The following is a 24,213-nucleotide window of genomic DNA, read 5'->3' as shown; positions in this document are numbered from 1 at the left end:
GTCAATTGTTAGATCAGGAAAGGCTCCACCTGGCTCCACACCGGGCTGCCGGGCGCGATGACCTCGAAATGGCCAGTGCCGCCAAGGACGAGCGCGCTGGCCGTATCCTTGCCCTTGCGCGCCTCGGTCACCCACTTGGCAGTGGCCGTGGGGGACAGGAACAGGCTGGCGGAGACGAGGCCGGATTTCACGCCCAGCGGCAGTTGCTTCTGCGGGCTGCCTTCGGCCCAGCGCCTGGGCTGAGCGGCGGGACGGCCACCAAACATCGCCGTGCCAGCGGGCACGCCGCAGCCCTTTTCGAATGTCTCGATCTCGGCACCCGGATCGCCTGGCCCATCAATGGCCACCACCGCGCCGATCTTCAGCGGATCGGGCGAGGCAATCTCGCTGTCCTTCGGCAATTTGTGCCGGCTCGCCACCCACAGGGCCGCATGCGCGCCGGCGCTATGGCCGGTCACCGCCACGCGGTTCAAATCGACCGGATGGCGCTTGGCGAGCTCACGCAGATGGTCCGTCGCGGCGGCCCAGTCGTGGAAGGTGCCGGGCCAGCCAGCGCCGGGATCGCCGCTGTACTTGCCATCTGGTCCCGTCTCGCCGGCCTGGCGATATTCGATGTTCCAGGTGGCAAAGCCCTTTTCCGTCAACCGGCTGGCCAGCGCGGCGGTGTTCTGGCGGGTGGCAAAGCCCTTCCACCAGCAACCGCCGTGGATGACGATCACCACCGGGTGCGGGCCGGGACCCGCCGGCAGGCGCAAATCGCCGACCTGGGCCGGTTCCTTGCCATAGGCCTCGGTCAACGTAGGCGGCGAGGACGGCAATTTATCGACATCCGCCGGCCGCATCCGCTGTGCCAGCGCCGGCGTGGTCGCCAGCAGGGCCAGGGCCAGCAGCGCCGGCTTCACCTGATCACCGCCGTCGCCGCATTCAGGCGATCCGCATAATCGTTCAGCGCCCTGGCAGCGATCCCGGCTTCACGGTTGGCGTCGTCAAAGCGGCGTTCCTCCACGGCTTCGCGCAGGCCCGGCAGGGTCTTGGCGCCATAGCCGGTGAAGCGGCCCGGCGCGTAGAGGATATTCCTGAACCACGGCCGGAACGGCAAACCCGAAGGGCTGAGCAGTGCCTGGTCGATGCCCTTCAGCCGGGCGTTGAGCGCGGCCTTCTGCGAGTCGGTCAGTGCAGCGCCGTTGGCCGAAATGGCCCCGTCAAACGCCCTTGCCGCCGCTTCCAGCCGGGTGATGGCATTGTCCAGCGCGGCCAGTTCGATCTGCGGCGTCGGCGGCTTGGCCAGCGGCGGACCCAGCGGATCGCGCGGGTCCGAACCGAGGCGATAGATCTCGGCAGACAAGCCGGCGCGCTTGTCATCCTCGCGGCGGCGCGTGTCGATCAGCGTGCGGATCTCGCTCAGATAGGACCGCGCCGCGCCGGCCAGCGGGCCAAAGCGCAGCGGCAGCACATCGGCATCGGCGAGGCGCAGCACCATGCGCCCCGCCACCTTGGCCAGCGCCGCGCCATAGGCCAGGCCCGGATCATCCCAGCGCACGAAATGATCATAGCTGTCGTAGATCGAATGGTAGGAACCGGCGCTCTCGCCTTCGCCGCCAAAGCCCAGGTTCAGGCTGGGCACCCCGGCATGGTGGATGAAGGCGGTATAGTCGCTGCCCGAACCCAGGGGCCCCAGCGGCTGGTCGCCGCCCAGTTCGGCCGCGGCCAGTGCCTGCTGATCGCCGCGCAGTCCGTCAAACGCCTTGGCCCGCACGCCGGCGCGCCAGCGATCCGCCACCGATGCGCCGGTCTGCGGGTCCTTCACTTCGGCGGCGACGCGGCCGGCCAGCGACTGGAACTGCTGGCTGCCATCCACGCCCAGGAAACCGCGGCCATTGCCATCGGTGTTGATGTAGATGACCGCCTTCTGCTTCAACTCGGCCAGATTTTCCTCCACCCACTCGGTGGAGCCGAGCAGGCCCGGCTCCTCGCCGTCCCAGCTGGCATAGACGATGCTGCGCTTGGGCCGCCAACCGGCCTTCCACAATGCCCCCAGCCCCTTGGCTTCGCTGAGCATGGCGATTTCGCCCGACAGCGGATCGGCGGCACCGAACACCCAGCCATCATAGTGATTGCCGCGCACCACCCATTCATCCTTCATGGCAGAGCCGGGCAAGGTGGCGATGACATTGCTGATCATCTTGGGCGTCCAGTCCGACTTGACGGCCAGATGCACCTTCACATCGTCGCTGCCGCCAAAGCGATAGTGGAACGGCAGGCCGCCGCGCCATTCGTTCGGCACTGGCGCGCCCTTCAGCCGCGACAGGATCTCGGTCGCATCGGCATAGGAGATCGGCAGGGTCGGGATCTTCAGCACCGTCGGCGCCGTCTCGCGCGTCAGCCGCCTGGCATCCCTGGTGGCGCCCACGCCGGGGGTGAGCGGATCGCCGGGATAGGTGATCATGTCGAGCACGCTGCCGCGCTGCACACCTGCGGGCGGACGGCCGCCGCCATTGGGATAGCTGTCGGCGCTGCCATAACCATCCTGCTGCGGATCGGAGTAGATCAGGCAGCCGATGGCACCCTGCTCCTGCGCCAGCTTGGGTTTCAGCCCGCGCCAGCCGCCGCCATAGCGGGCAATGACGATCTTGCCCTTCACCGAAATGCCGCGCCGGGCCAGCGCTTCATAGTCGCCGGGCAGGCCATAGTTCACATAGACGACCGGCGCGGTCACATCGCCATCACCCTGATAGGCCACATAGGGCGGCAGCGCCCCGGCGAGATTGTTCGACGTCGCGTCTTCCGGGATGCCCGGCTCCTGCCCGCCCAGCGTCTTCGTCACCGGGCCAACCAGTTCCAGCACGGTCGAAATCGGCGTGGGATAGAGCACCTGGTAATCGGCGCGCTTTACCTGCCAGCCCCATTCGCGGAACAATTTCTCGATGCGCGCCGCATTGGCCTGGTTGTGCGGGCTGCCCAGATGATTGGGCCCGGCGGTCATGGTCTTCAGCCAGCCCATCTGTTCGTCAGCGCTCACCTGGGCATCGAGCATGGCGGCCTTTTCCGCCTCCCCCATCGGCTGGGCGTTGCTTGTAGCGCTCATTTGCTGAGCGGAAACCGCGGTGCCAAGCAGCAGACCAGCCAGAATCAATGTTCGCATCTTCGTCCCCCAAATTGTTGCAGACAGGTCTATCCAGCCGGCGGGGCGGTGACGAGGGGGAAAAACAACGCTACACCCAGCCTCATGCCCGGACCCCTTTCAGACATCACCATCATAGACCTTTCGCGCGTGCTGGCAGGCCCCTATGCCACCATGGTGCTGGCCGATCTGGGCGCGCGGGTGATCAAGGTGGAAAACCCGAAGGGCGGCGACGATGCCCGCGCCTATGGCCCGTTCATCCGTGGCCACAGCGCCTATTTCGCCAGCATCAACCGCGGCAAGCAATCCATCGCGCTCGATCTGAAATCCGCCGAAGACCGGCTGCTGTTCGAAGCGCTGCTGGAGCGCGCCGACGTGCTGGTGGACAATTATCGCCCCGGCGTGATGGCCAGGCTGGGCTATGGCTGGGAAGGGCTGGCCGCGCGCTACCCGCGCCTGATCCACGCCGCCACCAGTGGTTTCGGCCAGACCGGGCCCGACAGCCAGAAGGCCGCTTACGACATGGTGGTGCAGGCGATGGGCGGCATCATGAGCGTGACCGGCCACCCCGGCGGCCCGCCGACCCGTGTTGGCACCAGTGTGGGCGACATCACAGCGGGCCTGTTCACCGTGATCGGCATCCTCACCGCCCTGCACGACCGCGACCGCACCGGAAAGGGCCAGTTCGTCGATGTCGCCATGCTCGATGGCCAGATCGCCATCCTGGAAAACGCCATCGCCCGCTATGCCGCCACCGGGGAATCGCCGGGGCCGCTGGGCGCGCGCCACCCCAGCATCACGCCGTTTGCCGCCTATCAATGCGCCGATGCGCCGATCGTGATTGCGGCGGGCAATGATCAATTGTTCGTCGCCCTGTGCAAGGCGCTTGGCCTGCCGGCCAACGATCCGCGCTTTGCCAGCAACGACGCCCGCACCGCCCATGCCGAGACACTGTCGGCCGTGCTGGAAGGCGTGCTGCTGACCCAGCCCGTCGCCCATTGGCTGCCACGGCTGGAGGCCGCCGGCGTGCCGTGCGGGCCCCTGAACAATATCGGCCAGGCGCTGGCCAACCCGCAGGTGAAGGCACGCAACATGGTGGTGCACACCGCCCTGCCCGACGGTACGCCGCTGATTGCCGCCGGCAATCCGATCAAATTGTCGGCCCACGCCGATTCCGACACGCGCGCACCGGCCCCCGCGCTTGATGCCGATCGCGCCGCCATCCTGAAGGAGTTGGGGCTTTGAGCCTGTCTGATCTCGCCCTCGCCGAACTGCTCGCCGAAGCCGCCGGCCAAGCCATAAGGCCGTGGTTTCGCCGGCCGTTCCTGGTCGAGACCAAGGAGGATTTCTCCCCCGTCACCATCGCCGATCGCGAGGCCGAAGCCGCCATCCGCCGCCTGCTCGAACAATATCGCCCCGATGATGGCGTGATCGGGGAGGAATATGGCGACGACCGCCCCGATGCGGAACGTGTGTGGGTGCTCGATCCCATCGACGGCACGCGGGCGTTCGTGGCCGGGCGGCCACTGTTCGGCACGCTGATCGGCCTGATGGAAGCCGGCAAGCCGGTGCTGGGCATCATCGATCAATGCATCATCGGCGACCGCTGGATCGCCGGGCCAGACCAGCCGACGATGCTGAACGGCCAGCGCGTGCACGTTCGCCACTGTGCCGACCTCGCCCACGCCCGCATCGGCACCACCAGCCCGCACGCCTTTGATGCGGCGGATTTCGCCTGTTTCGATCGCGTTCGCGTGGCGGCGCACGACACGCTCTATGGCGGTGATTGCCACAATTATGGCCTGGTCGCCGCCGGCCATCTCGATGCCGTGGTCGAAGCCGGGCTGAAACTGCATGATTGGGCTGCGCTGGTGCCCATCGTCACCGGCGCAGGCGGCGTGATGACCGATTGGCAAGGCCAGCCGCTCAGCACAGCCAGCCGCGGCGCGGTGATCGCCGCCGGTGATCCGGCCCTTGCCGTCGCCATCGCGCAAACACTGGCCGGCTGATCCCGGCTGCGACGATGCGGCCGGCCTGGGCGGGGCGGGATTGCACTGGCAACAGGGCCGGGCCCTGCTAACGTGCGCCCATGTTCCGCACCCTGTGGCTCATCATCGGGCTGACCAGCCTGGCGCTCGGCATTGCCGGCGTCGTGCTGCCGTTACTGCCCACAACGCCGTTCGTGCTGCTCAGCGCCTATTGCTTTGCCCGCTCGTCCCCACGCCTCCACGATTGGCTGCTGGGCCACAGGCTGTTCGGGCCCCTGATCCGCAACTGGGAACAGCATCGCGCCATCTCGCCGCGCGCCAAGCTGCTGGCGGTGCTGTCGATGGCGGCGGTGGTGGGGATTTCCGTGGCAGTTGGCGCGCCGCAGCGGGTGATCATCATCCAGGCGGTGATCCTGCCGATCACCTGCCTGTTCATCATCACCCGCCCGAACGGGCCAACTATTTCGTAAGACCCGTCCAGTAACCGGCGAACGCCCACAGATCGGCCGCTTCCGCGATGATCTTGTCGGTCGGCTTGCCGCTGCCATGGCCGGCGCGCGTCTCGATGCGGATCAGGTGCGGCTTGTCGCCGATCGGGGCGGCCTGCAGGGCGGCGGCATATTTGAAGCTGTGGCCCGGCACGACGCGATCATCCGTATCGGCCGTCGTCACCAGGATGGCCGGGTAATCCTTTCCGCCCTTCACGTTGTGATAGGGGCTGTAACCGAGATTGTAACGGAACATCTCCGGCTTGGTCATGTCGCCATAATCATCCATCCAGTAGCGGCCCGCAGTCCAGTTGGCATAGCGCAACATGTCCATCACGCCCACGGCCGGCAATGCGGCGGCAAACAGATCGGGCCGCTGATTGGTGACGGCGCCAACCAGCAAACCGCCGTTGGAGCCACCCTGGATGGCGAGCTTGCCCTTGGCTGTAAGGCCGCGCGCGATCAGCGCTTCGCCGGCCGCGATGAAATCGTCGAACACATTCTGCTTGTTGAGCAGCCGGCCGCCATCATGCCAGGCCGCGCCATATTCGCCGCCGCCGCGGATATTGGCCAGCGCGAACACGCCGCCCATTTCCATCCACACCAGCCGCGACACGCTGAACCCTGGCGTGCTGCTGACGTTGAAGCCGCCATAGCCATAAAGCAGCGCCGGATGCGGCTTCGACATGTCCAGATCCTTGCGGTGCGCGACGAACATCGGAACCTTCGTGCCGTCCTTCGACGGGTAGAAGACCTGGCTCACCGTGTAATCGGCCGGGTTGAACGCCACCTTGGCCTCGCGCACCACCGTGGCACTGTTGCTGTTCGCATCATAGCGCCAGATCGATCCCGGCGTCGCGAAGCTGGAGAAGCCGAAGTAGGTCGTGCCATCGTCGGACGCGTCAAAGCCCGTCGCCGTGCCGATGCCGGGCAGCGGCACCGTGCCGGCCGGCTTGCCATCGGTTTCATAGAGCTGCACCACCGACCTGGCGTCTTCCAGCGTCTGCACCACCAGCCGCTTGCCGACCAGCGCGCCGCCGGTCATCGTCGCCTTGCCTTCCGCCACCAGCGTGCTGATCTTGCCGGTCGCGCCATCCACCGCCACCAGCTGATAGCGCGGCGCCTGCCAGTTGGTGACAAACCACAAGGTGCCACCGCTGGCACCGGCAAACAGCCATTCCTTGTCCAGCGCGGTCACCAGCGGGCGCGGCGTCTCGCCCTTGGACAGATCGGCGATGAAGATGCCGTTGCCGCCCGAGCCTTCAAAGCTCGACACCACCATCCAGCGGCCATCCTCGCTCAGCGTGGCGTGGTGGCCCAGCCTGGGCTTGTCGGGCGTGGCAAAGAACTTGCGGTCGGCGCTCTGCGGCGTGCCGACCTTGTGCAGCCAGATCGCCTCGTTCTGCGTTTCGGACTGGTATTTCTGCCCCGCCGGCGGTGCCGGAAAGCGCGAATAATAGAAGCCGCTGCCATCGGGCAGCCAGGCCACCTCGCCCGTGTACTTGGCGCCTTCCAGGCTGTCGGCCAGATCGGCGCCGGTGGCAACATCACGCACCTTGATGGTGCGCCAATCGGTGCCGCCATCCTGCACGGCATAGGCGAGATGCTTGCCGTCCTTCGAAGGCGTCCATTCCGCCAGGGCGGTGGCGCCATCCCTGGCCCAGGGATTGGGATCGATCAGCACCTTGGGTTCGGCGCCTTCTGCCTGCACATACAGCACCGACTGGTTCTGCAGGCCGGAGTTGCGGGCAAAGAATTGCAGGCCGCCGCTCACCTTCGGAATCCCGAAGCGCTCATAGTCATACAGTGCCGTCAGCCGATCACGGATGGCCTCCCGCTTGGGCAGGCCGGCGAGATAGGCCATCGTCACCTTGTTCTGCGCTTCCACCCACTTGGCGACATTGGCATCGGTGCGCACATCGGCTTCCAGCCAGCGGTAGGGGTCGGGCACGGAAATGCCGTGGCGCGCTTCCACCTCGAAACCCCTTTGGGTTGCGGGATAGGCGATCGGGGCGGCAACAACGGGGGCAGCAGTGGACATCATCATCACAATCGCAAGAGGCAAGCGCACGGCCGGTTTCTCCCATCTGGGCAATGGCGTTCACCATGGCCGCTTGCGCCGGGCATTTCCAGCCTTTGCGACAATCCGGCCGCCTGCGACATCATATAAAGCTATCTTTATACTTGCATGCGAAGGCCATCGCCGATAGGGGAGCGCGAACTTCAGCTCTCATCGACAGGAATCGCACCATGGCCGATCATGCCATCAAGGACATCAGCCTCGCCGAATTCGGCCGCCGCGAAATCGCCATCGCCGAAACCGAAATGCCCGGCCTGATGGCTCTGCGCGCCGAATTCGGCGCGGCCCAGCCGCTGAAGGGCGCGCGCATCACCGGCTCGCTGCACATGACGATCCAGACCGCGGTGCTGATGGAAACGCTGGTGGCGCTGGGTGCGGAGCTGCGCTGGGCCACCTGCAACATCTTTTCCACCCAGGATCATGCTGCCGCCGCCATGGCCGCTGCCGGCATCCCGACCTATGCCATCAAGGGCGAGAGCCTGGCCGATTACTGGGATTATGTCGGCCGCATCTTCGATTGGGGCGATGTGACGTCGAACATCATCCTCGATGATGGCGGCGATGCCACCATGTTCGCGCTGTGGGGCGCCCGCCTCGAAGCCGGCGAAACCATGGGCGAGCCGGAGAACGAGGAAGAAGTCGAATTCCAGCGTGCACTGAAGGCCTTCGTCAAGGCCCGCCCCGGTTACCTGACCGAGACGGTGAAGAATCTGAAGGGCGTTTCGGAAGAAACCACCACGGGTGTGCACCGTCTTTATGAACTGGCCAAGCAGGGCCGGCTGCCGTTCCCGGCGATCAACGTCAATGACAGCGTCACCAAGTCGAAGTTCGACAATCTCTACGGCTGCAAGGAATCGCTGGTCGACGCCATCCGCCGCGCCACCGACGTGATGCTGGCCGGCAAGGTCGCCGTCGTCGCCGGCTTCGGCGATGTCGGCAAGGGCTCGGCGCATTCGCTGCGCAACGGCGGCGCCCGCGTGATGGTGACCGAAATCGATCCGATCTGCGCCCTGCAGGCCGCCATGGAGGGCTTTGAAGTCGTCACCATGGAAGACGCCGTGAAGCGTGCGGACATTTTCGTGACCGCCACCGGCAACATGGACGTGATCACCGCCGAGCACATGAAGGCGATGCGCCCCAACAGCATCGTCTGCAACATCGGCCATTTCGACAGCGAGATCCAGATCGCCGCCCTGTCCAACTACAAGTGGACCGAAGTGAAGCCGGGCACCGACATTGTCGAGTTCCCCGATGGCAACCAGATCATCGTGCTGGCCAAGGGCCGCCTGGTGAACCTGGGCTGCGCCACCGGCCACCCCAGCTTTGTGATGTCGGCCAGCTTCACCAACCAGGTGCTGGCCCAGATCGAACTGTGGACCAAGAGTGAGAATTACGAAAACCGCGTCTATGTGCTGCCCAAGCACCTGGATGAAAAGGTCGCCCGCCTGCACCTCGAAAAGCTGGGCGTGAAGCTCACCGCCCTGTCGCCAAAGCAGGCCAGCTATATCGGCGTCGGCGAAACCGGCCCGTTCAAGCCCGATCATTATCGCTATTGATGCTGGCCGCCACGTCGGCACGCCATGGTGGGGGCGGTGATGGGGGAATGTCCCCGTCACCGCCCCTGTCGTTTCGGGCAACGGCGGATGCGGCGCGGTGCAAGCGGCACATCATCCTGCGCATTTTGGCGCTGGACTCAGGCCAAGTCGCTGGCCAAGAGCGGAATATGACAGTTGCAAGCATCGCGGGCCGGATGGTGGCCATGGCCAGCACGTGGCTGTTGGCAGTGCCAGCCCTGGCCGCGCAACCTGCGCCGCCCAACGATAGCACGCCGCCGCCTGCCGAACTGCCTGCAGGCGACGAACCCGATACCGCCGCGCCCATCGTCGCCGCCACCGGCAGCCGATCGGCGGAAAATGCCGTGCGCCAGGCCGGCGACGCCTTTGGCACCTCGATCGGCCGCGAAGTCTCCGGCCTCTACAGCCGCGAGCGCGTGCGTGGCTTCTCGCCGGTCGCGGCCGGCAACGTCCGCATCGACGGGCTCTATTTCGATCCCATTGTCACGCCGTCCAGCCGGCTGGTGCGCGCCACCACCATCCGCGTCGGCCCGTCTGCGCTGGGCAGCCCGTTTCCCGCCCCCACCGGCATCGTCGATCTGGGCCTGCGCCGCCCGGGGCAGGAAGCCGCCGCCAGCGTGCTGATCGGCTACAACACGTGGCACACGCCCACCGCGGAATTCGATGCCACGCTGCCGCTCGGCTCCACGCTCAGCGTTGGCTTTGGCGCTGGCATGGTGCTGGAAAACGGCCAGAACAAGACCCGCGATCACAGCTATGAAGGCGCCTTCATCGCCGAATGGAAGCCCTCGGCCCGATTCAGCCTGCTGCCGTTCATCAACGTGCGCCACACGCTGATCGACGATCATGGCCCGCTTTCGGTGCCACAGGGCAATTTCCTGCCGCCGCGCCTGCCGCGCCGCCAGTTCTTCGGGCCATGGTGGTCGCGCGGCGGCGACGTCGAACTCAACGCCGGTGTGATCACCGACTGGACGATCAGCGACGGCTGGCTGCTGCGCGCCGGCCTGTTCCGGTCGCAGCGGGTGATCGATGGGCAATTTGCCAATGTGGTGCGCATCAGCTCCCCCGATGGCACCGGCAATCAACGCATCACCGGCGATCCCACGCTCTACAACGGCGCCACCAGCGGTGAAGTGCGGCTGACCAGTCGCATCGCCGAGGGCCCACGCCTGCACCAGGTGCATGTCACGCTGCGCGGTCGCCAGACCTATCGCCGCTTCGATGGCTCCGGCGTGGTCGATCTGGGGACCGTCAACATCCTGACGCGGGCGCCCGACGTGCCGCCGCCGGTGCTCAATTTCGGCCCGCAACAGGAAGACAATGTGCGGCAGTGGACCGGCGGCATCGCCTATGAAGGCCGCTGGGCCGGCGTCGGCGAATTGTCGGTGGGCGTGCAGAAGAGCGATTACAGCAAGCGCATCGGCTTCCCCGGCGCCATCAATGGCATCGATGCCAGTCCGTGGCTCTACAATGTCACCACCGCCGTGCAGATCAGTGACGATATCAGCCTTTATGGCGGCGCCGTCACCGGGCTGGAGGAATCCGGCGTCGCGCCCAATTTCGCCTCCAACCGCAACGAAGCGCTGCCGGCGATCCAGACCAGCCAGATCGATGCCGGTGTGCGTGTCAATCTGGGCGGCGGCATGCGGCTGGTGGCCGGCCTGTTCGAGGTGTCGAAGCCCTATTTCAATCTCGATGCCAATGGCCGCTTCGATGTGCTGGGCGATGTGATCAACCGCGGCGTGGAAGCCAGCATCGCCGGGCCGATCACCCCTGAACTGTCACTGGTGGCGGGTGCCAGCCTGCTGCGCCCGCGCGTGACCGGTGATGCCGTCACGCGCGGCCTGGTCGGCCGGCTGCCGGTGGGGGCGATTTCGGAACGCGTCGAACTTTCTGCCGATTGGCGCCCGGATTTCGCGCCCGGCCTGTCGCTGGACATGCGCCTTTCCTATCGTTCGCCGGAAGTCGCCACGGTCAACAACCTGGTTCGCGTGCCCACCCGCACGTTGATCGATCTGGGCGGCCGCTACCGTTTCAAGCTGGCCGGCAACGAGGCGGTGTTGCGTGTGCAGGCCACCAACCTGTTCAGCCAACAGGGCTATGAACTGCGCGGCGCCAATGCCTATACGGTGCTGCCCGGCCGGGTGACCCAGGCCTATCTCACCGTCGATTTCTAGAGGGCACGGCGCTTTTCTGGCTGCCAGCCCTTGCGATTGGTGGGCAAAGCGGCAAACGCAGAATATATGTCTGCCCTGCTGTCCTCTCTGGCCGCTGCGCTGCTGCTGGCGCAACCAGCGCCCAACGACAGCGTGCCGCCGCTCCGCGCCACGCCGCCCGCCGACGAGCCCGATCTGTCGCCGCCGGCCGCACCCGTGGCCGCCACCGGCAGCCGCTCCGACGAAAACGCCGTGCGCCAATCCGGCGATGCCTTTGGCAGCACGGTGGGCCGCGAGGTGATCGGCATCTACAACCAGATGAACGTGCGCGGCTTCTCACCGATCGCCGCCGGCAATGTGCGCATCGATGGCCTCTACTTCGATCCGGTGGTGCCACCATCCACGCGCATCAGCCGCACCACCACCATAAGGGTGGGCCTGTCGGCGCTGGGCAGCCCGTTCCCCGCACCCACCGGCCTCGTCGATTTCGGTTTCCGCCGGCCGGGAGACGACGCCGCGGCCAGCCTGCTGCTGGCCGCCGATGCCTGGGGCACGCTGAATGCCGAAGTGGATGCGGCATTGCCGGCCAGCGAAAGCTTGAGCCTTGGGCTGGGCGCATCGCTGCGGCTGGAAAACGGCCTTGATCAGACAAGGGAAGACAGCCTTGGTGGCACGCTGATCGCACGCTCGACCCCGGCGCCCGGCCTCACCCTGATCCCCTTTGTCAACGTGCTGCGCCAGACGCTGGATGATCACCGCCTCACCTTTCAGACCGCGTCCGAGTTCCTGCCACCACTGTTGCCGCGCCGCCAGCGTTTCGGGCCGGATTGGGTGGCCGGCCAGGGGCTCGACATCAACACCGGCCTGGCTGCGGATTGGCAGATCGCCCCGCAATGGCAGCTGCGCGCCGGCCTCTTCCGCTCTTCGCGCGTGCGCGATCGCCAGATGACCAACCTGGTGCGCAATCTCCAGCCCGATCGCACCGGCACGCAGCGGGTGATCGCCGATCCGCGCCTGAATTTTGCCGCCGTCAGCGGTGAAGTGCGCCTGACCCGCCAGATCGACGAAGGCCCGCGCCGGCACCAGATTCATCTCGCGGTGCGCGGCCGCAGCGGCGATCGCCGTTTTGGCGGCAGCGACACGCTGGAACTGGGCCCGGTGCAGATCGATACACCCAGCCGCGTGCCGGAACCCGCCTTTCGCTTCACCGCACAGCAGTTTGATGATGTGAAACAGATCACCGGCGGCATCGGCTATGAAGGCCGCTGGCTGGGCGTGGGCGAACTCGCCGCCGGCCTGCAATGGACCGACTATAAAAAGCGCATCGATCTGCCGGGTGGCGGCGTGCAGGCCACCGATGATCGGTTGCTGCTCTACAACATCACCGTTGCCGCCAACATCACCCCGGCGCTGGTCGTCTATGCCGGCACGGTCAATGGCCTGGAGGAAAGCGGCGTTGCCCCCGGCAATGCTGCCAACCGCAACGAGGCGCTGCCCGCCATCCGCACCCGCCAGATCGATGCCGGGCTGCGGCTGGCGCTCACCGATCAGATCAAGCTGGTGGCCGGCGTGTTCGACATCACCAAGCCCTATTTCAACCTTGATGCCAATGGCCGCTTCGATGTGCTGGGCGATGTGTCCAATCGCGGTATCGAAGCCAGTGTCGCCGGGCCGCTGACGCCCACGCTCAGCGTCGTCGCCGGCGGCGTCTGGCTGTGGCCCAAGGTGACCGCCCCCGGCGCCGCACCGGGACTCATCGGCGAACGGCCGGTGGGCGCCATCAGCCAGCGTGTCGAATTCAGCGCCGATTGGCGGCCACCCTTCGCGCCCGGCTTCTCCTTCGATACCCGCATCGCCTATCGCAGTTCGGAAACCGCCACGGTGAGCAACAGCGTCGCCATCCCGGCCCGCACCATCGTCGATCTTGGCGGCCGCTATCGCTTCAAGCTGGCCGGCAACAACGCCCTGCTGCGCGTGCAGGTGACGAACCTGTTCGACGTGGAAGGCTATGATCTGCGCGGCGCCGGCGCCTATGGCCCCATTCCCGGTCGGCTGGCCCAGGCCTATGTCACCATCGATTTCTGAGCTGACCCTGGCCAGCGAGGCCGACACGCAGGCGGTTGCCGCGCAGCTCGCGGCCGTGCTGCGCCCCGGCGACGTGGTGGCGCTTTCGGGCGATCTGGGCGCCGGCAAATCCACCTTCGCCCGCGGGCTGCTGCAGGCGCTGGGCTGGGCCGGCGAGGTGCCATCGCCCACCTTCACGCTGGTGCAGCCCTATGATGATCTGCCGGTGCCGGTCTGGCATGTCGATCTCTACCGGCTGGACGATCCAGCAGAGGCCGACGCTCTGGGCCTGTTCGAAACCGATGCGGCCCTGCTGATCGAGTGGCCGGAACGATTGGGACACCGATTGCCACCCGATGCCCTCCGTCTGGCATTTTCCGGCAGCGGCGACGCACCACGCCGCTTGACTTGGGACACGCCCCCGGCTTGGGAAGACCGGTGGCCACCTCCCTCTCCCAGATGATTCCGCCGCCCGGCACGGGCGCCTTCCTCAACGCCCATGGCTGGGGCGGCGCCGCCGTACGGCCGCTGGCCGGGGACGCCAGTTTCCGCCGCTATTTCCGGGTGGAACTGCAGGGCCGCACGGCCGTGCTGATGGATGCGCCGCCCGACAAGGAGGATTCGCGCCCCTTCCTCGCCATCGGCAAGCATCTGCATAATCTGGGCTTTTCTGCCCCGCAGCCGCTGGCCACCGATCTCGATCAGGGCCTGGTGCTGCTGGAAGATTATGGCGATGGCCGCGTGAATCCGGTGCTGGCCGAAGATGCCAGCGCCGAGCATGAAATCTACGCCGCCGCCGTCGATATCCTCGCCGAATTGCACAAGCACCCGCCGGCTGACGTGCCGCCTTACACCGAGGCCGAGTATCTGCGCGAAGCCCGGCTGTTCCCCGATTGGTATCTGCCCGCCGTCGGCCTGGCCGAAGCACCCGGTTACGATGCAGCCTGGGCGCCGCTGTGGCCCGCGCTGTTCACCCACCCACCCGTGCTGGTGCTGCGCGATTATCACGCCGATAATCTGATGCTGCTCGATCGCCCGGGCCTCAAGCGCCTGGGTCTGCTCGACTATCAGGACGCGCTGGCCGGCCACCCGGCCTATGATCTCGCCAGCCTGCTGCAGGATATCCGCCGCGTCGTGTCGCCCGAACTGGAAGCCGCAATGCTGGAGCGCTACATCGCGGCCCGGCCAGATCTGGATGAAGCGGCCTTCCGCACCGCCTATGCCATTCTGGCGGCCCAACGGAACATCAAGATTTTGGGCGTCTTCACCCGCCTCTATGTCCGCGACGGCAAGCCGGCCTACCCCAAGTTCCACCCTCGCCTGTGGGAACTGGTGAACGCCGATCTGCAGCATCCGGTGTTGGCCCCGGTAAAGGCCTGGTTCGACGCCCATGTGCCGGCCAGCGCCCGCCACGGCGTAACGGTGCCGGCATGAGCAAGGCCCCGCTGTCCCTGAAACCGCATATCGATTGCGTGCTGCCGCACAGCGCCATGGTGATGGCCGCTGGCTTGGGCAAGCGCATGCGCCCATTGACCGCCACGCGGCCCAAGCCGCTGATCGAGGTGGCCGGCAAGAGCCTGCTCGATCGCGCGCTGGACGGCGTCGCCGCTGCCGGCATCGACCACGCCGTGGTCAACGCCCACTATTTTGCCGATCAGATCGAAGCCACCGTACGCGCCCGCAAGGCCCCGGCCCGCATCGATGTTTCCGATGAACGCGGCCTGCTGCTGGAAACCGGCGGCGGCATCACCAAGGCGCTGCCGCTGCTGAAGGGCGAGGCCTTCTATACCATCAACGCCGACAATATGTGGATCGACGGCCCGGTCGACACGCTGCGCCTGCTCGCCCAGCGCTGGGACGCCACCCAGATGGACGCCCTCCTCCTCCTCGTCCCCCTCGCCCGCGCCCACGGCTATGAAGGCCGCGGCGATTTCCACATGGATGGCCTCGGCCGCCTCACCCCCCGCGCCGGCCTCAAGGTCGCCCCCTTCGTCTATTCCGGCGTACAGATCATCAGCCGCGCGCTGTTCGACGGCGAACCGGTGGAACCCTTCACCATGTGGCGCGCCTGGAACAAGGCACTGGAATCCGGCCGCATGTTCGGCATCAGCCACCCCGGCCTGTGGTTCCACGTCGGCACCCCGGCCAGCATCGGCGAGACGGAAGCGCTGCTGCAGGAAGTCTGAAGCTCAGGGCCTTGCCGGCACATAGTCGATGGTCTGGGTGGACACGGCGCTGGCCCGTACCGTGGCCGGCGCCATCTCGATCTTCTTCAGCTCGTTGGTCTCGTGCATCATGGTCTGGTCGGTCAGGTGGGGGTTGCCCTGGCCCTGCGGGTCGATGAACTGGCTTTGCCCGCCGGCATCGACTACGGAATAGAGCGCAGGCTTGCCGGGCACGATCTCCATCAGCCCCACCCAGCCTTCACCGCCATTGTGCGGCGCCATCACCGGCCCCAGCTTCAATTGTGCCGAAAGGCGAGCGGGATCCGGCGCATCGGGCAGGGCCGGCCGGTCAGACTGGCGCGCAGCCGGATCATAATATTTCCAGAAGTGCGGGAGCTTCCAGTCCGCCAGCGGCCGGCCGGGGAACTGGGGGCGCAGTTGCTCGACCGTGGCCTTGATCGTGTCGGCCACCAGCCCTGTGCGGTCGCGGCCCGCAAACCAGTCGAACGTGAGCGGCGTGGCGGCCTGCTCGCCTTGCAGCGCCCGCAGCAACAGGCTGGTCTGATAACGCAGGTAGCGGCCATCATCGATGCGGGTCCACCAGTCGCCGATGCCCGGCTCGAACAGCTGGCGCGGCGCCACCGTCAGCCAGCGCCGGAACAGGGTGAGGCCGGCATTGTCATAGCGCAGGTCGCCATCGCGATCCTCGTGCAGGCCGTTGTACGACAGCATCAGCGCCGCGGCTTCGCGCACCTCGGGGTCACTGCTGCTGGCCATCGCGGCACGGAAATAGGGGGCGAACAGCGCCGGATCGGTCTGCGTGCGGTCACGCGCGCCCATGGCGTGGAAAATGGTCTCGTTGAAGGCGCGCATGTCGAGCAGGGTGAGGTCCCGCCGCTTGGCGACCAGTCCGGTGCCGGCCCAGGTGCGGAAGGCCAGGCCGATGCGGGCCTCGGTGCCTTCCGGGCTCCAGCCCGTCGCCTTGCTGTTCCAGGCATGGAAATAGCCCTGGGCCGGGTTCACCATGTGCGGCTGTTCAGCCGGGGCCAGGAAGCCCTGCCATTCATGATCGCCGGTGCCGGGGATCGGCAGGCGCGGATCGCTGCCGGGGGCCAGGATGGGCAGGCGGCCGGCTTCCCAAAAGGCGATCTGGCCATCCTCGCCGCCATAGCAGATGCCCAGGTTCCAGCCCATGCGGCTGACGCCCTTGCTGGCAAACTCTTCAAGGCTGCGGGCGCGGCCCATCTCGATGATGCCCACCCAATTGTCGATCTCGTGGCCGCGCATGCCGATGGCGTGGGAGAAGGCGACATTGGCGCCCGGTTCCCAGGCAATCACCGGGCCGTGCACGGTGCGCGCCACCAAATGCTGCACCGGCGCCGCGCCCTTCACCAGGATGGTTTCGCTGCGCTGCTCCATGGCGCGCCAGCGGCCCTTGAACCAATATTGATAGCGGTTCTTCGGGTTCAGCCGCTCGGCAAAGACGCTGTTGGCCTGCGCCACGCCCGAGGTGAGCAGCCAGCCATGCTGCACGCCGCGTCCCATGAACGGCGGGCCATAGCCATTGAAGCTGAAACCGGCCTGATCGAGACCACCGCCATGCAGGTGGATTTCGGGGCCATCGGCAGTCGCTTCCAGCATCAGCACCCGGCCATTGGCCGAACGCGACGGGCCGACCACAAGGCAGCGACTGGCCCCTTCCTGGGGTGTCGCCCCAGGCCGACGGACGGCGGGCAATATCCCGGTCATGTCCACGCTGCCGGCGCGCACGGCCAGCGGGTTCCCCTGCGGCAGCGGCCGGGCCGGGGCGCGATCCTCGCCGGCCGGGATTACCGTGGGCGAACCGGCGTCGGAGAGCGGCACAACGTCATCGAAAATGCGCCGCGCCGCCGCCGGGCCATGGCGACGCACCAGCATGTTCAGGAAGGCCAGATTCTGGATCTCGTGGCTGTAGCGCCCACCCGGCACCGAGGCGATGTAGCCAAGATAGTCAATCAGCGTCCACGGCGTCGGCTTGATTCCCCAGCGCTGAAACTCCAGCGGCGTCTTGTGGTCGGGATCAGCCGCCACCTCGGCCACAGCGCGGTTGATGCCATCCACGAAGGCCTGCATCATCGCCTGATGTTCGGCCGGAATGGCGTGGTACATGCGCATCAGTTCGGCATCGGGCAGGCGGCGATCACGCGCCGTCCGGTCACCGGCAACCGCCGACGGCCCCAGTATCTCCGCCCGCCGCCCCGCCGCCGCCCGGCGCTGCAACTCCATCGCCGCCAACCGGTCCTGCGCCAGCGCATAGCCAGCACCATACATCACCGCCGCCGACGTCTCGGCAAACACATGCGGCACGCCCATGGCATCGCGGTGGATGGTGACCGGCTCGGCGTGGGCAACTGCAGACACAAGCGCCAGGGCCAGAAGCCCGACCTTGCCTGCCCGCCAGCCTGTGCGCCTCATGTTGCCCCCAGCCATTTTTCAAGGGCCATCATGCCCCCCCGGGGCGGTTTGCGCCAGTGCACAACCAGTAGGGCCGCCGCTCTGCCGAGCGACGGCCCTTCTGTTTCGCAGCAGGAGCTGTTTACAGCTTGCCGGTCAGTTCCGGCACCAGCGTGAACAGGTCGCCCACCAGGCCGACGTCGGCGACCTGGAAGATCGGGGCTTCTTCATCCTTGTTGATGGCGACGATGATCTTCGAATCCTTCATGCCGGCGAGGTGCTGGATGGCGCCGGAGATGCCCACCGCGACATAGAGTTCGGGGGCGACGATCTTGCCGGTCTGGCCGACCTGGTAGTCGTTCGGCGCGTAGCCGGCGTCCACGGCGGCGCGGCTGGCGCCGACGGCGGCGCCGAGCTTGTCGGCGAGCGGATCGATATATTCGTGGAACTTGTCCGACGAGCCCAGCGCGCGGCCGCCCGACACGATGATCTTGGCGGCGGTGAGTTCGGGGCGGGCGGACTTGGTGAGTTCGGCGCCGACGAAGCTGGACGTGCCGGCCGAACCGGCGCCGCTGACGGCTTCAACGCTGGCGCTGCCGCCCGAGGTCGCGGCCTTGGCAAAGGCGGTGCCGCGCACGGTGATCACCTTCTTGGCGTCCGACGACTTCACGGTGGCGATGGCGTTGCCGGCGTAGATCGGGCGGGTGAAGGTGTCCGGGCTCTCGACGGACAGGATCTCGCTGATCTGCGCCACGTCGAGCGCGGCGGCGACGCGCGGGGCGATGTTCTTGCCGCGGCTGGTGGCGGGGGCCACGAACGCGTCGTAACCGGCCATCAGGCCAGCGACCAGCGGGGCGACGTTTTCCGGCAGGGCGGCCGCAAGGGACGCATCGTCGGCCAGCAGCACCTTGGCCACACCGGCCACCTTGGCGGCGGCATCGGCGACGGCGGCGCAGCCGGCACCGGCGACGAGCACGTGCACATCGCCGCCGAGTTGGCCGGCCGCGGTGACGGCGGCCAGGGTGGCGTCCTTCAGTTCGGCATTGTCGTGTTCGGCGAGGACCAGCGTGCTCATGCGACGGCTCCCATTTCCTTCAGCTTCGCGACCAGTTCATCGACCGACTTCACCTTGATGCCGGCCTGGCGCTTGGCCGGCTCCGTCACCTTCAGGGTGGTGAGGCGCGGGGTCATGTCCACGCCGTAATCGGCCGGGGTCTTGTTGGCGATCGGCTTGCTCTTGGCCTTCATGATGTTCGGCAGCGAGGCATAGCGCGGTTCGTTCAGACGCAGATCGGTGGTCACGATGGCCGGCAGCTTCAGCGCGACGGTTTCAAGGCCGCCGTCGATTTCGCGGGTGACGTTCACCGTGTCGCCCTGTGGATCGACCTTGGAGGCAAAGGTGCCCTGCGCCCAGCCCAGCAGCCCGGCGAGCATCTGGCCGGTCTGGTTGGCGTCGTCATCAATGGCCTGCTTGCCCAGGATGACCAGGCCGGGGGCCTCTTCGGCCACGATCTTGGCCAGCACCTTGGCGACGGCCAGCGATTCGGTGGTCACGTCGGTCTGCACCAGGATGCCGCGATCGGCGCCCATGGCGAGTGCCGTGCGCAGCGTTTCGGTGCACTGCTGCACGCCGATGGAAACGACCACGACCTCGGTGGCGATGCCCTTTTCCTTCAGGCGGATCGCCTCTTCGACAGCGATTTCGTCGAAGGGGTTCATGCTCATCTTGATGTTGGCGAGTTCGACGCCGCTGTTATCCGACTTCACCCGCACCTTGACGTTATAGTCGACCACCCGTTTGACGGGGACAAGCACCTTCATGGCCAGCCTTTCCCAAGCTTGGTTATGCATCGCACTTGGCCGATGCTGCGGGCAGGGTCAAGGCCCAAGTTTACGTTAACGTCAACCTGTCGCGGCAGCCTCGCAAAAAACATCGGCCCGGCGCTGCTGCCAGCGCCGGGCCGATGCCCGTTTCACTGCGGTTTCAGGCCGAAATCAGGCCGACACCACCGACACGCGGCGGCGACGCGCCACGCCGCCGACCAGACCGAAGCCAGCGATCAGCATCGCCCAGCTCGCCGGTTCCGGCACGGCGCCGGTACGCTGCAGCTGGGTATCGGCAACGAACGTGCCCAGGTTGAAGGCGTTGTTCACCGCGCGGCCGTTGTCGAACTCGAAGTGGATGCCGCCATAGATGCGGCTGATGCCAGCTTCATCGGCAGCACCGCGCAAGGACGTGAAGCAACGATTGCCCACAACGCCCGAGGCCGGATCGGCCGGGGTGCAGAAAGAAACATTGTTGCCGAAAATGCTGGTCAGTGCGCCGGCCGCGCCGCCGGAGAAGCTGCTGTGGCCCGACACATAAGTGGGGAAGTTCGGGGTGGACAGGAACGGCGTCCAGCCCGGTTCGCCGTCCACACCGCACACGGCGAGCGTGCAGGTGTTGATGGCAGTGACCGGCCGGAACAGATCATATTGATATTTGTCCTGCCAGGCGGTGATGCCGGCATCAGCGACCGACAGGCCGACCAGCGACGACACGCGAGCGGCTTCCAGCGTGGAAAGGCCGCCGATCAAGCCATTGGTGATGTCGATCCAGTGGCCAGGCGGGGTGAAGGTGCCGCCGCCATCGGCCCAGAACTGGGCAATCAGCTGTTGTTCGGCGGTGCCGCAGGTGGAGCAGCCCAGCGCCTTCACTTCATTAAAGTCGGCGATGAACTCGGCGCTGCCCAGGGCGGGCGGCGCGCCGTTACCGAACTGGCTGCTGCTGGTGGCGGCAAAGGTGGTGACAGCGCCCCAACCCGGCAATACTGGCTGACCCGGCTGCACCGGCTGAAAATCGCCCGGATCCGTCCCCGGCGTGTAGGGCGACTGGGCGACCGACGCCCCATCGTTGGCACGGGCGTTGAAGAAATTGTTGGCGATGGTGCTGCCCACGGCCAAGCTGTTGGCGCGGATGGTGGCATTGACCGGCAGCGCACTCAGGCGCGTGTTCATGGTGGTCAGCAGCGACGGGGCCAGCGCCGGGAACAGATTGGCCATCATCGTGTAGCCAGCCGAGATCGCCAGCGCGTCCTTGGACACGCCCGAAACCGCCGGGCCATTATAGCTGTAGCCGTCGTAGCCCATATGCGAGCCGGCATTGACGGCATCGAAGGTGGCAGTGGTGACCATGGCGATGGCGCGGGCCGCACGCGGCGGCGGGCCGGCGGCACCAGCGCGAATGCTGTTCAGCAGCGTGGTGTTGACATCCTGGACGGCGGCGCTGGCGTGCGCGACATTCGGCAGTGCCAAAGCGGCAACGGCACCAAAAACAGCCGCAGCCTTGAAGCCACGGTTCATCATGCGAGACATGGAATAATCCCCCGGAGACAGACGGTGGACACCCCCACGGCGCCCACTCACCCCAGCCATAAACCGCAATGGTTAAGAAATGAAGTCAATTTGACTTCAAATCTGGACATCTTCGAAATTTTGTCAGTCTCAGCGGCTGGCGCCCGGAACCCAGAGCACATCGCCGGCACTGGCATTTTCGATTCGGGCCAGCACAAACAAAAGATCGGAAAGCCGATTCAAATATTGGCGCGCGAATGCCGAAATCTCGTTGCCAGCAGCAACCGCATCGCGTTCGGCCCGGCGCGTTATGGTTCGGGCCAGGTGCAAATGGGTGGCCGCTGCAGTGCCCGCCGGGAGAATAAAACTTGTGAGCGGCGCCAATTGATCGTTCACAGCATCAATCTGCATTTCCAGCCAGTCCACTTGCGCCGGAATGATGCGCAATGCGCCATCAATGCCATCGGGCGTGGCCACATCGGCACCAAGATCGAACAGATCATTCTGGATGCGGGACAAGAGGGCATCGGTGGCCGGGCTGGCAGAAAGCCGGGCGAGGCCGATGGCAGCATTGGCTTCATCAACGCTGCCCATCACCACCGGGCGGTGGCTGGCCTTGGAAACGCGGCTGCCATCCACCAGGCCGGTGGAACCATCATCGCCGGTGCGCGTATAGATGCGGTTCAGCCGAACCATGACCGGTTCACCCCGGCCGGTTGATCAGGAACAGGATGACGATGAAGAAGATCGCCAGCCCCTGCAGGGCGACGCGCAGGCTCATCATCCGGTTGGACTGTTCGCCCGTCACATCCTGGCCGCGCGCCATGATGATGATGCCGCGCGCCAGTACGGCCAGCGTGGCAACCGCCGAAGCGACCATGAAGATGATGAGCGTGGCTTGCATGGCGAAGGGTCTATCACCCTTTGCAGCGCAGAACAGGGGGGTGCGGCAGCAAGGCCCATTTCGGGGCCTGCTGCCGCCCGCGTGTGGCGGTTCAGGCCGCGGCCAGCGCGCGCCGGCGGCGCAGGGTGGCTCCGGTCAGGCCAAAACCGATGATCAGCATGGCCCAGCTCGACGGCTCCGGCACGCCGGTGATTTCTTCCACGAAGAATTGCAGGTTGGTCACGGAAATGCTGTGCACCGGCAGCGCGGCAATCTGGGTCTGCGCGGTCGGGTTGCCGCGACGGAACTGCATGCTCATGAACGGATTGGTGCCGCCGGGATTGAGCAGGAACGACGGGAAATCCGGGCGCTGCGTCACGTCGGTGACGAGGGTGGGCAGATTGTTGATATCGCCCACACGGGTCCGGCCAAAGGCCAGGCTGTTGAGGAAGATATCGCCTGGCAGGCCAAGAATGTCATAAGTGGTGGTCAGGAAGCCGGGAACGCGGGCGCTGCTGCTGATGGTGGCCTGATCCAGCCGACCATTGGGATTGCTTGGGCCAGCGCCGCCGTTATCGACCAGGAAGATGTTGCCAAAATCATTGCCGTTGCGCACCAGCGCCACGCCACCGATGCCGATTGCGCCCTGCTGCACCGAACCAGTCCACAGACCGGTCGTGCCAAAGCCGCCAGCCGGGCTGCCCGGGGTGAAGGTGGCGAGCGACGAATCAACTTCGAAGGCGGCAAACACCGCCGCGCCGCCGAGTGCGGCCACTTCCGCGATCGGCGTGCTACCCGGCGCACCAGCAAAGGCAAAGGCCGTACCCTGAACGGTGATCAGATATTTGGCGGCGCTGACAGGCGCCGACATCGTGACTGCGAGCAGTGCAGCACACGCAAAAGCAGAACGCATTGGAAACCCTCCCCCAATCAGGTTCTTATGAGACCCGTTCTGCCTGCCTAGGAGAGCGTCAAAGGCACGTCAATATAGTGTTTGTTCATCAAAGTGGAACATCGCCAGCAGCTGCTCGCCCAGTCTCGCCGGGTCGACGCCGGCTTCGCGCAAGGCCCGCAGCGTCTCGCCCCCAACAGCCTTGGCGTCGCGTTTGGCGAGGCGCTTGCCATCGCTGCCCAGCACCAGCGGATGGTGGTGATAGCGCGGTTCGGGCAGGCCGAGCAGGGCCTGCAGCAGGCGCTGGCCGTGGGTCGCCTCGAAAAGATCGACTCCGCGCACCACGTCGGTGACGCCCTGTGCCGCGTCATCCACCACCACCGCCAGTGTGTAGGCGGTGCCGATATCGCGGCGGGCAATGACGAAATCGCCGCCGGGTTGGACCGCTTGCAGCCCGGCCCAGTGATCGTGCCAGGTCAAGGGCCCGGTGACGGACAGAGCGGCCGCCACGTCCAGCCGCCACGCCGGCGTTTCCGTGGCCAGCCGGCGGGCGCGTTCCTCGGGCGCGAGATGGCGGCAGGTGCCGGGATAGACCGGCCCCTCCGGGCCATGCGGCGCGCTGGCGGCGGCGGCAATATCAGCACGCCTGCAGAAACAGGGATAGGCGACACCGATGGCCACCAGCCGATCAAGCGCCGCGCGATACACCGGGCTACGTTCACTCTGCCGCCACACCGGGCCATCCCAGTCCAGGCCCAGCCAGGCCAGATCTTCGAGGATGGAAGCCTCATGTTCCGGGCGGCAACGGGTGACATCGATATCCTCGATGCGCAGGATGAAGCGCCCGCCGCTGCGCCGCGCCAGGCGCCACGCCAGCAGCGCCGAAAGCGCGTGGCCGCGGTGCAGCAGGCCAGTGGGTGACGGCGCAAAGCGGGTGGTGAGAGCCAACTTATCCACGTTATCCACAACGAAATCCGGTAGTGTCATTGGCCTGACATACAATCCGTTGTAAAGACTGGGTCATCACGGAACGGCC

20 protein-coding genes are annotated in these 24,213 nt (G+C 66.3%); 9 read left to right on the top strand and 11 right to left on the bottom strand.

Features of this window, described 5'->3' with window-relative positions; translation table 11 throughout:
- Positions 1–8 precede the first annotated feature (8 nt).
- Positions 9–902, bottom strand: a complete 894-nt coding sequence (locus D619_RS15305; RefSeq protein ID WP_017666933.1) for an alpha/beta hydrolase — start codon at positions 900–902, stop codon at positions 9–11.
- The gene (locus D619_RS0102245) at positions 899–3,085 is read right to left on the bottom strand and encodes a transferrin receptor-like dimerization domain-containing protein (RefSeq protein ID WP_243442592.1); all 2,187 of its coding nucleotides are present in this window, start codon (positions 3,083–3,085) and stop codon (positions 899–901) included. Before D619_RS0102245 ends, D619_RS15305 begins: the two co-directional genes overlap by 4 nt.
- 141 nt (positions 3,086–3,226) lie before the next feature.
- Between D619_RS0102245 and D619_RS0102240 the strand changes: the two genes are divergently transcribed.
- The 3 genes from D619_RS0102240 to D619_RS0102230 all read left to right on the top strand — a co-directional run bounded on the left by D619_RS0102240 (position 3,227) and on the right by D619_RS0102230 (position 5,579).
- Positions 3,227–4,366: a CoA transferase gene (locus tag D619_RS0102240; protein WP_026090619.1), complete on the top strand. Its 1,140-nt coding sequence runs from the start codon at positions 3,227–3,229 to the stop codon at positions 4,364–4,366.
- A complete protein-coding gene (hisN, locus tag D619_RS0102235; RefSeq protein ID WP_017666930.1) occupies positions 4,363–5,130 on the top strand; it encodes a histidinol-phosphatase in 768 nt (255 codons plus the stop codon). Before D619_RS0102240 ends, hisN begins: the two co-directional genes overlap by 4 nt.
- A gap of 80 nt (positions 5,131–5,210) precedes the next feature.
- Positions 5,211–5,579 carry a YbaN family protein gene (locus D619_RS0102230; RefSeq protein ID WP_017666929.1) on the top strand — a complete coding sequence of 123 codons (369 nt, stop codon included), beginning with the start codon at positions 5,211–5,213 and terminating at the stop codon, positions 5,577–5,579.
- On the opposite strand, the gene D619_RS0102225 is transcribed toward D619_RS0102230, so the two are convergent.
- The gene (locus tag D619_RS0102225; RefSeq protein WP_017666928.1) at positions 5,569–7,644 is read right to left on the bottom strand and encodes a prolyl oligopeptidase family serine peptidase; all 2,076 of its coding nucleotides are present in this window, start codon (positions 7,642–7,644) and stop codon (positions 5,569–5,571) included. The two genes, D619_RS0102230 and D619_RS0102225, sit on opposite strands and share 11 nt — an antisense overlap.
- A gap of 203 nt (positions 7,645–7,847) precedes the next feature.
- Between D619_RS0102225 and ahcY the strand changes: the two genes are divergently transcribed.
- The 6 genes from ahcY to D619_RS0102195 all read left to right on the top strand — a co-directional run bounded on the left by ahcY (position 7,848) and on the right by D619_RS0102195 (position 15,657).
- Positions 7,848–9,233 (top strand): adenosylhomocysteinase, encoded by a 1,386-nt coding sequence (gene ahcY / locus D619_RS0102220; protein WP_017666927.1) that lies wholly within the window; start codon positions 7,848–7,850, stop codon positions 9,231–9,233.
- Positions 9,234–9,400: 167 nt separating this feature from the next.
- The gene (locus D619_RS0102215) at positions 9,401–11,428 is read left to right on the top strand and encodes a TonB-dependent receptor (RefSeq protein ID WP_017666926.1); all 2,028 of its coding nucleotides are present in this window, start codon (positions 9,401–9,403) and stop codon (positions 11,426–11,428) included.
- A 66-nt stretch (positions 11,429–11,494) separates the two neighbouring features.
- Positions 11,495–13,492 (top strand): TonB-dependent receptor, encoded by a 1,998-nt coding sequence (locus tag D619_RS0102210; protein ID WP_017666925.1) that lies wholly within the window; start codon positions 11,495–11,497, stop codon positions 13,490–13,492.
- Positions 13,473–13,934, top strand: coding sequence for a tRNA (adenosine(37)-N6)-threonylcarbamoyltransferase complex ATPase subunit type 1 TsaE (tsaE, locus tag D619_RS0102205; protein ID WP_017666924.1), 462 nt, complete (start codon positions 13,473–13,475; stop codon positions 13,932–13,934). The genes D619_RS0102210 and tsaE overlap by 20 nt, the downstream gene beginning before the upstream one ends.
- Complete coding sequence (locus tag D619_RS0102200; RefSeq protein WP_017666923.1) at positions 13,931–14,905, top strand: phosphotransferase; 975 nt, start codon at positions 13,931–13,933, stop codon at positions 14,903–14,905. The genes tsaE and D619_RS0102200 overlap by 4 nt, the downstream gene beginning before the upstream one ends.
- A complete protein-coding gene (locus tag D619_RS0102195; protein ID WP_017666922.1) occupies positions 14,902–15,657 on the top strand; it encodes a nucleotidyltransferase family protein in 756 nt (251 codons plus the stop codon). The genes D619_RS0102200 and D619_RS0102195 overlap by 4 nt, the downstream gene beginning before the upstream one ends.
- A 3-nt stretch (positions 15,658–15,660) precedes the next feature.
- Here D619_RS0102195 and D619_RS0102190 read toward each other — a convergent pair whose 3' ends face one another.
- The 8 genes from D619_RS0102190 to gluQRS form a co-directional block, all read right to left on the bottom strand.
- On the bottom strand, positions 15,661–18,036 hold the full coding sequence (locus D619_RS0102190) for a penicillin acylase family protein (RefSeq protein ID WP_193743238.1): 2,376 nt from the start codon (positions 18,034–18,036) through the stop codon (positions 15,661–15,663).
- A gap of 175 nt (positions 18,037–18,211) precedes the next feature.
- Positions 18,212–19,144, bottom strand: a complete 933-nt coding sequence (locus D619_RS0102185) for an electron transfer flavoprotein subunit alpha/FixB family protein (protein WP_017666920.1) — start codon at positions 19,142–19,144, stop codon at positions 18,212–18,214.
- Positions 19,141–19,890 (bottom strand): electron transfer flavoprotein subunit beta/FixA family protein, encoded by a 750-nt coding sequence (locus tag D619_RS0102180; protein ID WP_017666919.1) that lies wholly within the window; start codon positions 19,888–19,890, stop codon positions 19,141–19,143. Before D619_RS0102180 ends, D619_RS0102185 begins: the two co-directional genes overlap by 4 nt.
- 174 nt (positions 19,891–20,064) lie before the next feature.
- The gene (locus D619_RS15300) at positions 20,065–21,423 is read right to left on the bottom strand and encodes a PEPxxWA-CTERM sorting domain-containing protein (protein WP_193743237.1); all 1,359 of its coding nucleotides are present in this window, start codon (positions 21,421–21,423) and stop codon (positions 20,065–20,067) included.
- A gap of 129 nt (positions 21,424–21,552) precedes the next feature.
- Positions 21,553–22,098 (bottom strand): cob(I)yrinic acid a,c-diamide adenosyltransferase, encoded by a 546-nt coding sequence (locus tag D619_RS0102170; RefSeq protein WP_017666917.1) that lies wholly within the window; start codon positions 22,096–22,098, stop codon positions 21,553–21,555.
- 7 nt (positions 22,099–22,105) lie between these two features.
- Positions 22,106–22,306 (bottom strand): twin transmembrane helix small protein, encoded by a 201-nt coding sequence (locus tag D619_RS0102165; RefSeq protein WP_017666916.1) that lies wholly within the window; start codon positions 22,304–22,306, stop codon positions 22,106–22,108.
- Positions 22,307–22,397: 91 nt separating this feature from the next.
- A complete protein-coding gene (locus D619_RS18270) occupies positions 22,398–23,156 on the bottom strand; it encodes a PEPxxWA-CTERM sorting domain-containing protein (protein ID WP_017666915.1) in 759 nt (252 codons plus the stop codon).
- 111 nt (positions 23,157–23,267) lie between these two features.
- Positions 23,268–24,134, bottom strand: coding sequence for a tRNA glutamyl-Q(34) synthetase GluQRS (gluQRS, locus tag D619_RS0102155; protein WP_026090614.1), 867 nt, complete (start codon positions 24,132–24,134; stop codon positions 23,268–23,270).
- Positions 24,135–24,213: the final 79 nt, after the last annotated feature.

Origin of the sequence: Sandarakinorhabdus sp. AAP62, from assembly GCF_000331225.1 — a bacterium.
Classification (GTDB): domain Bacteria; phylum Pseudomonadota; class Alphaproteobacteria; order Sphingomonadales; family Sphingomonadaceae; genus Sandarakinorhabdus.
This window is presented reverse-complemented; position numbering and strand designations above follow the sequence as displayed.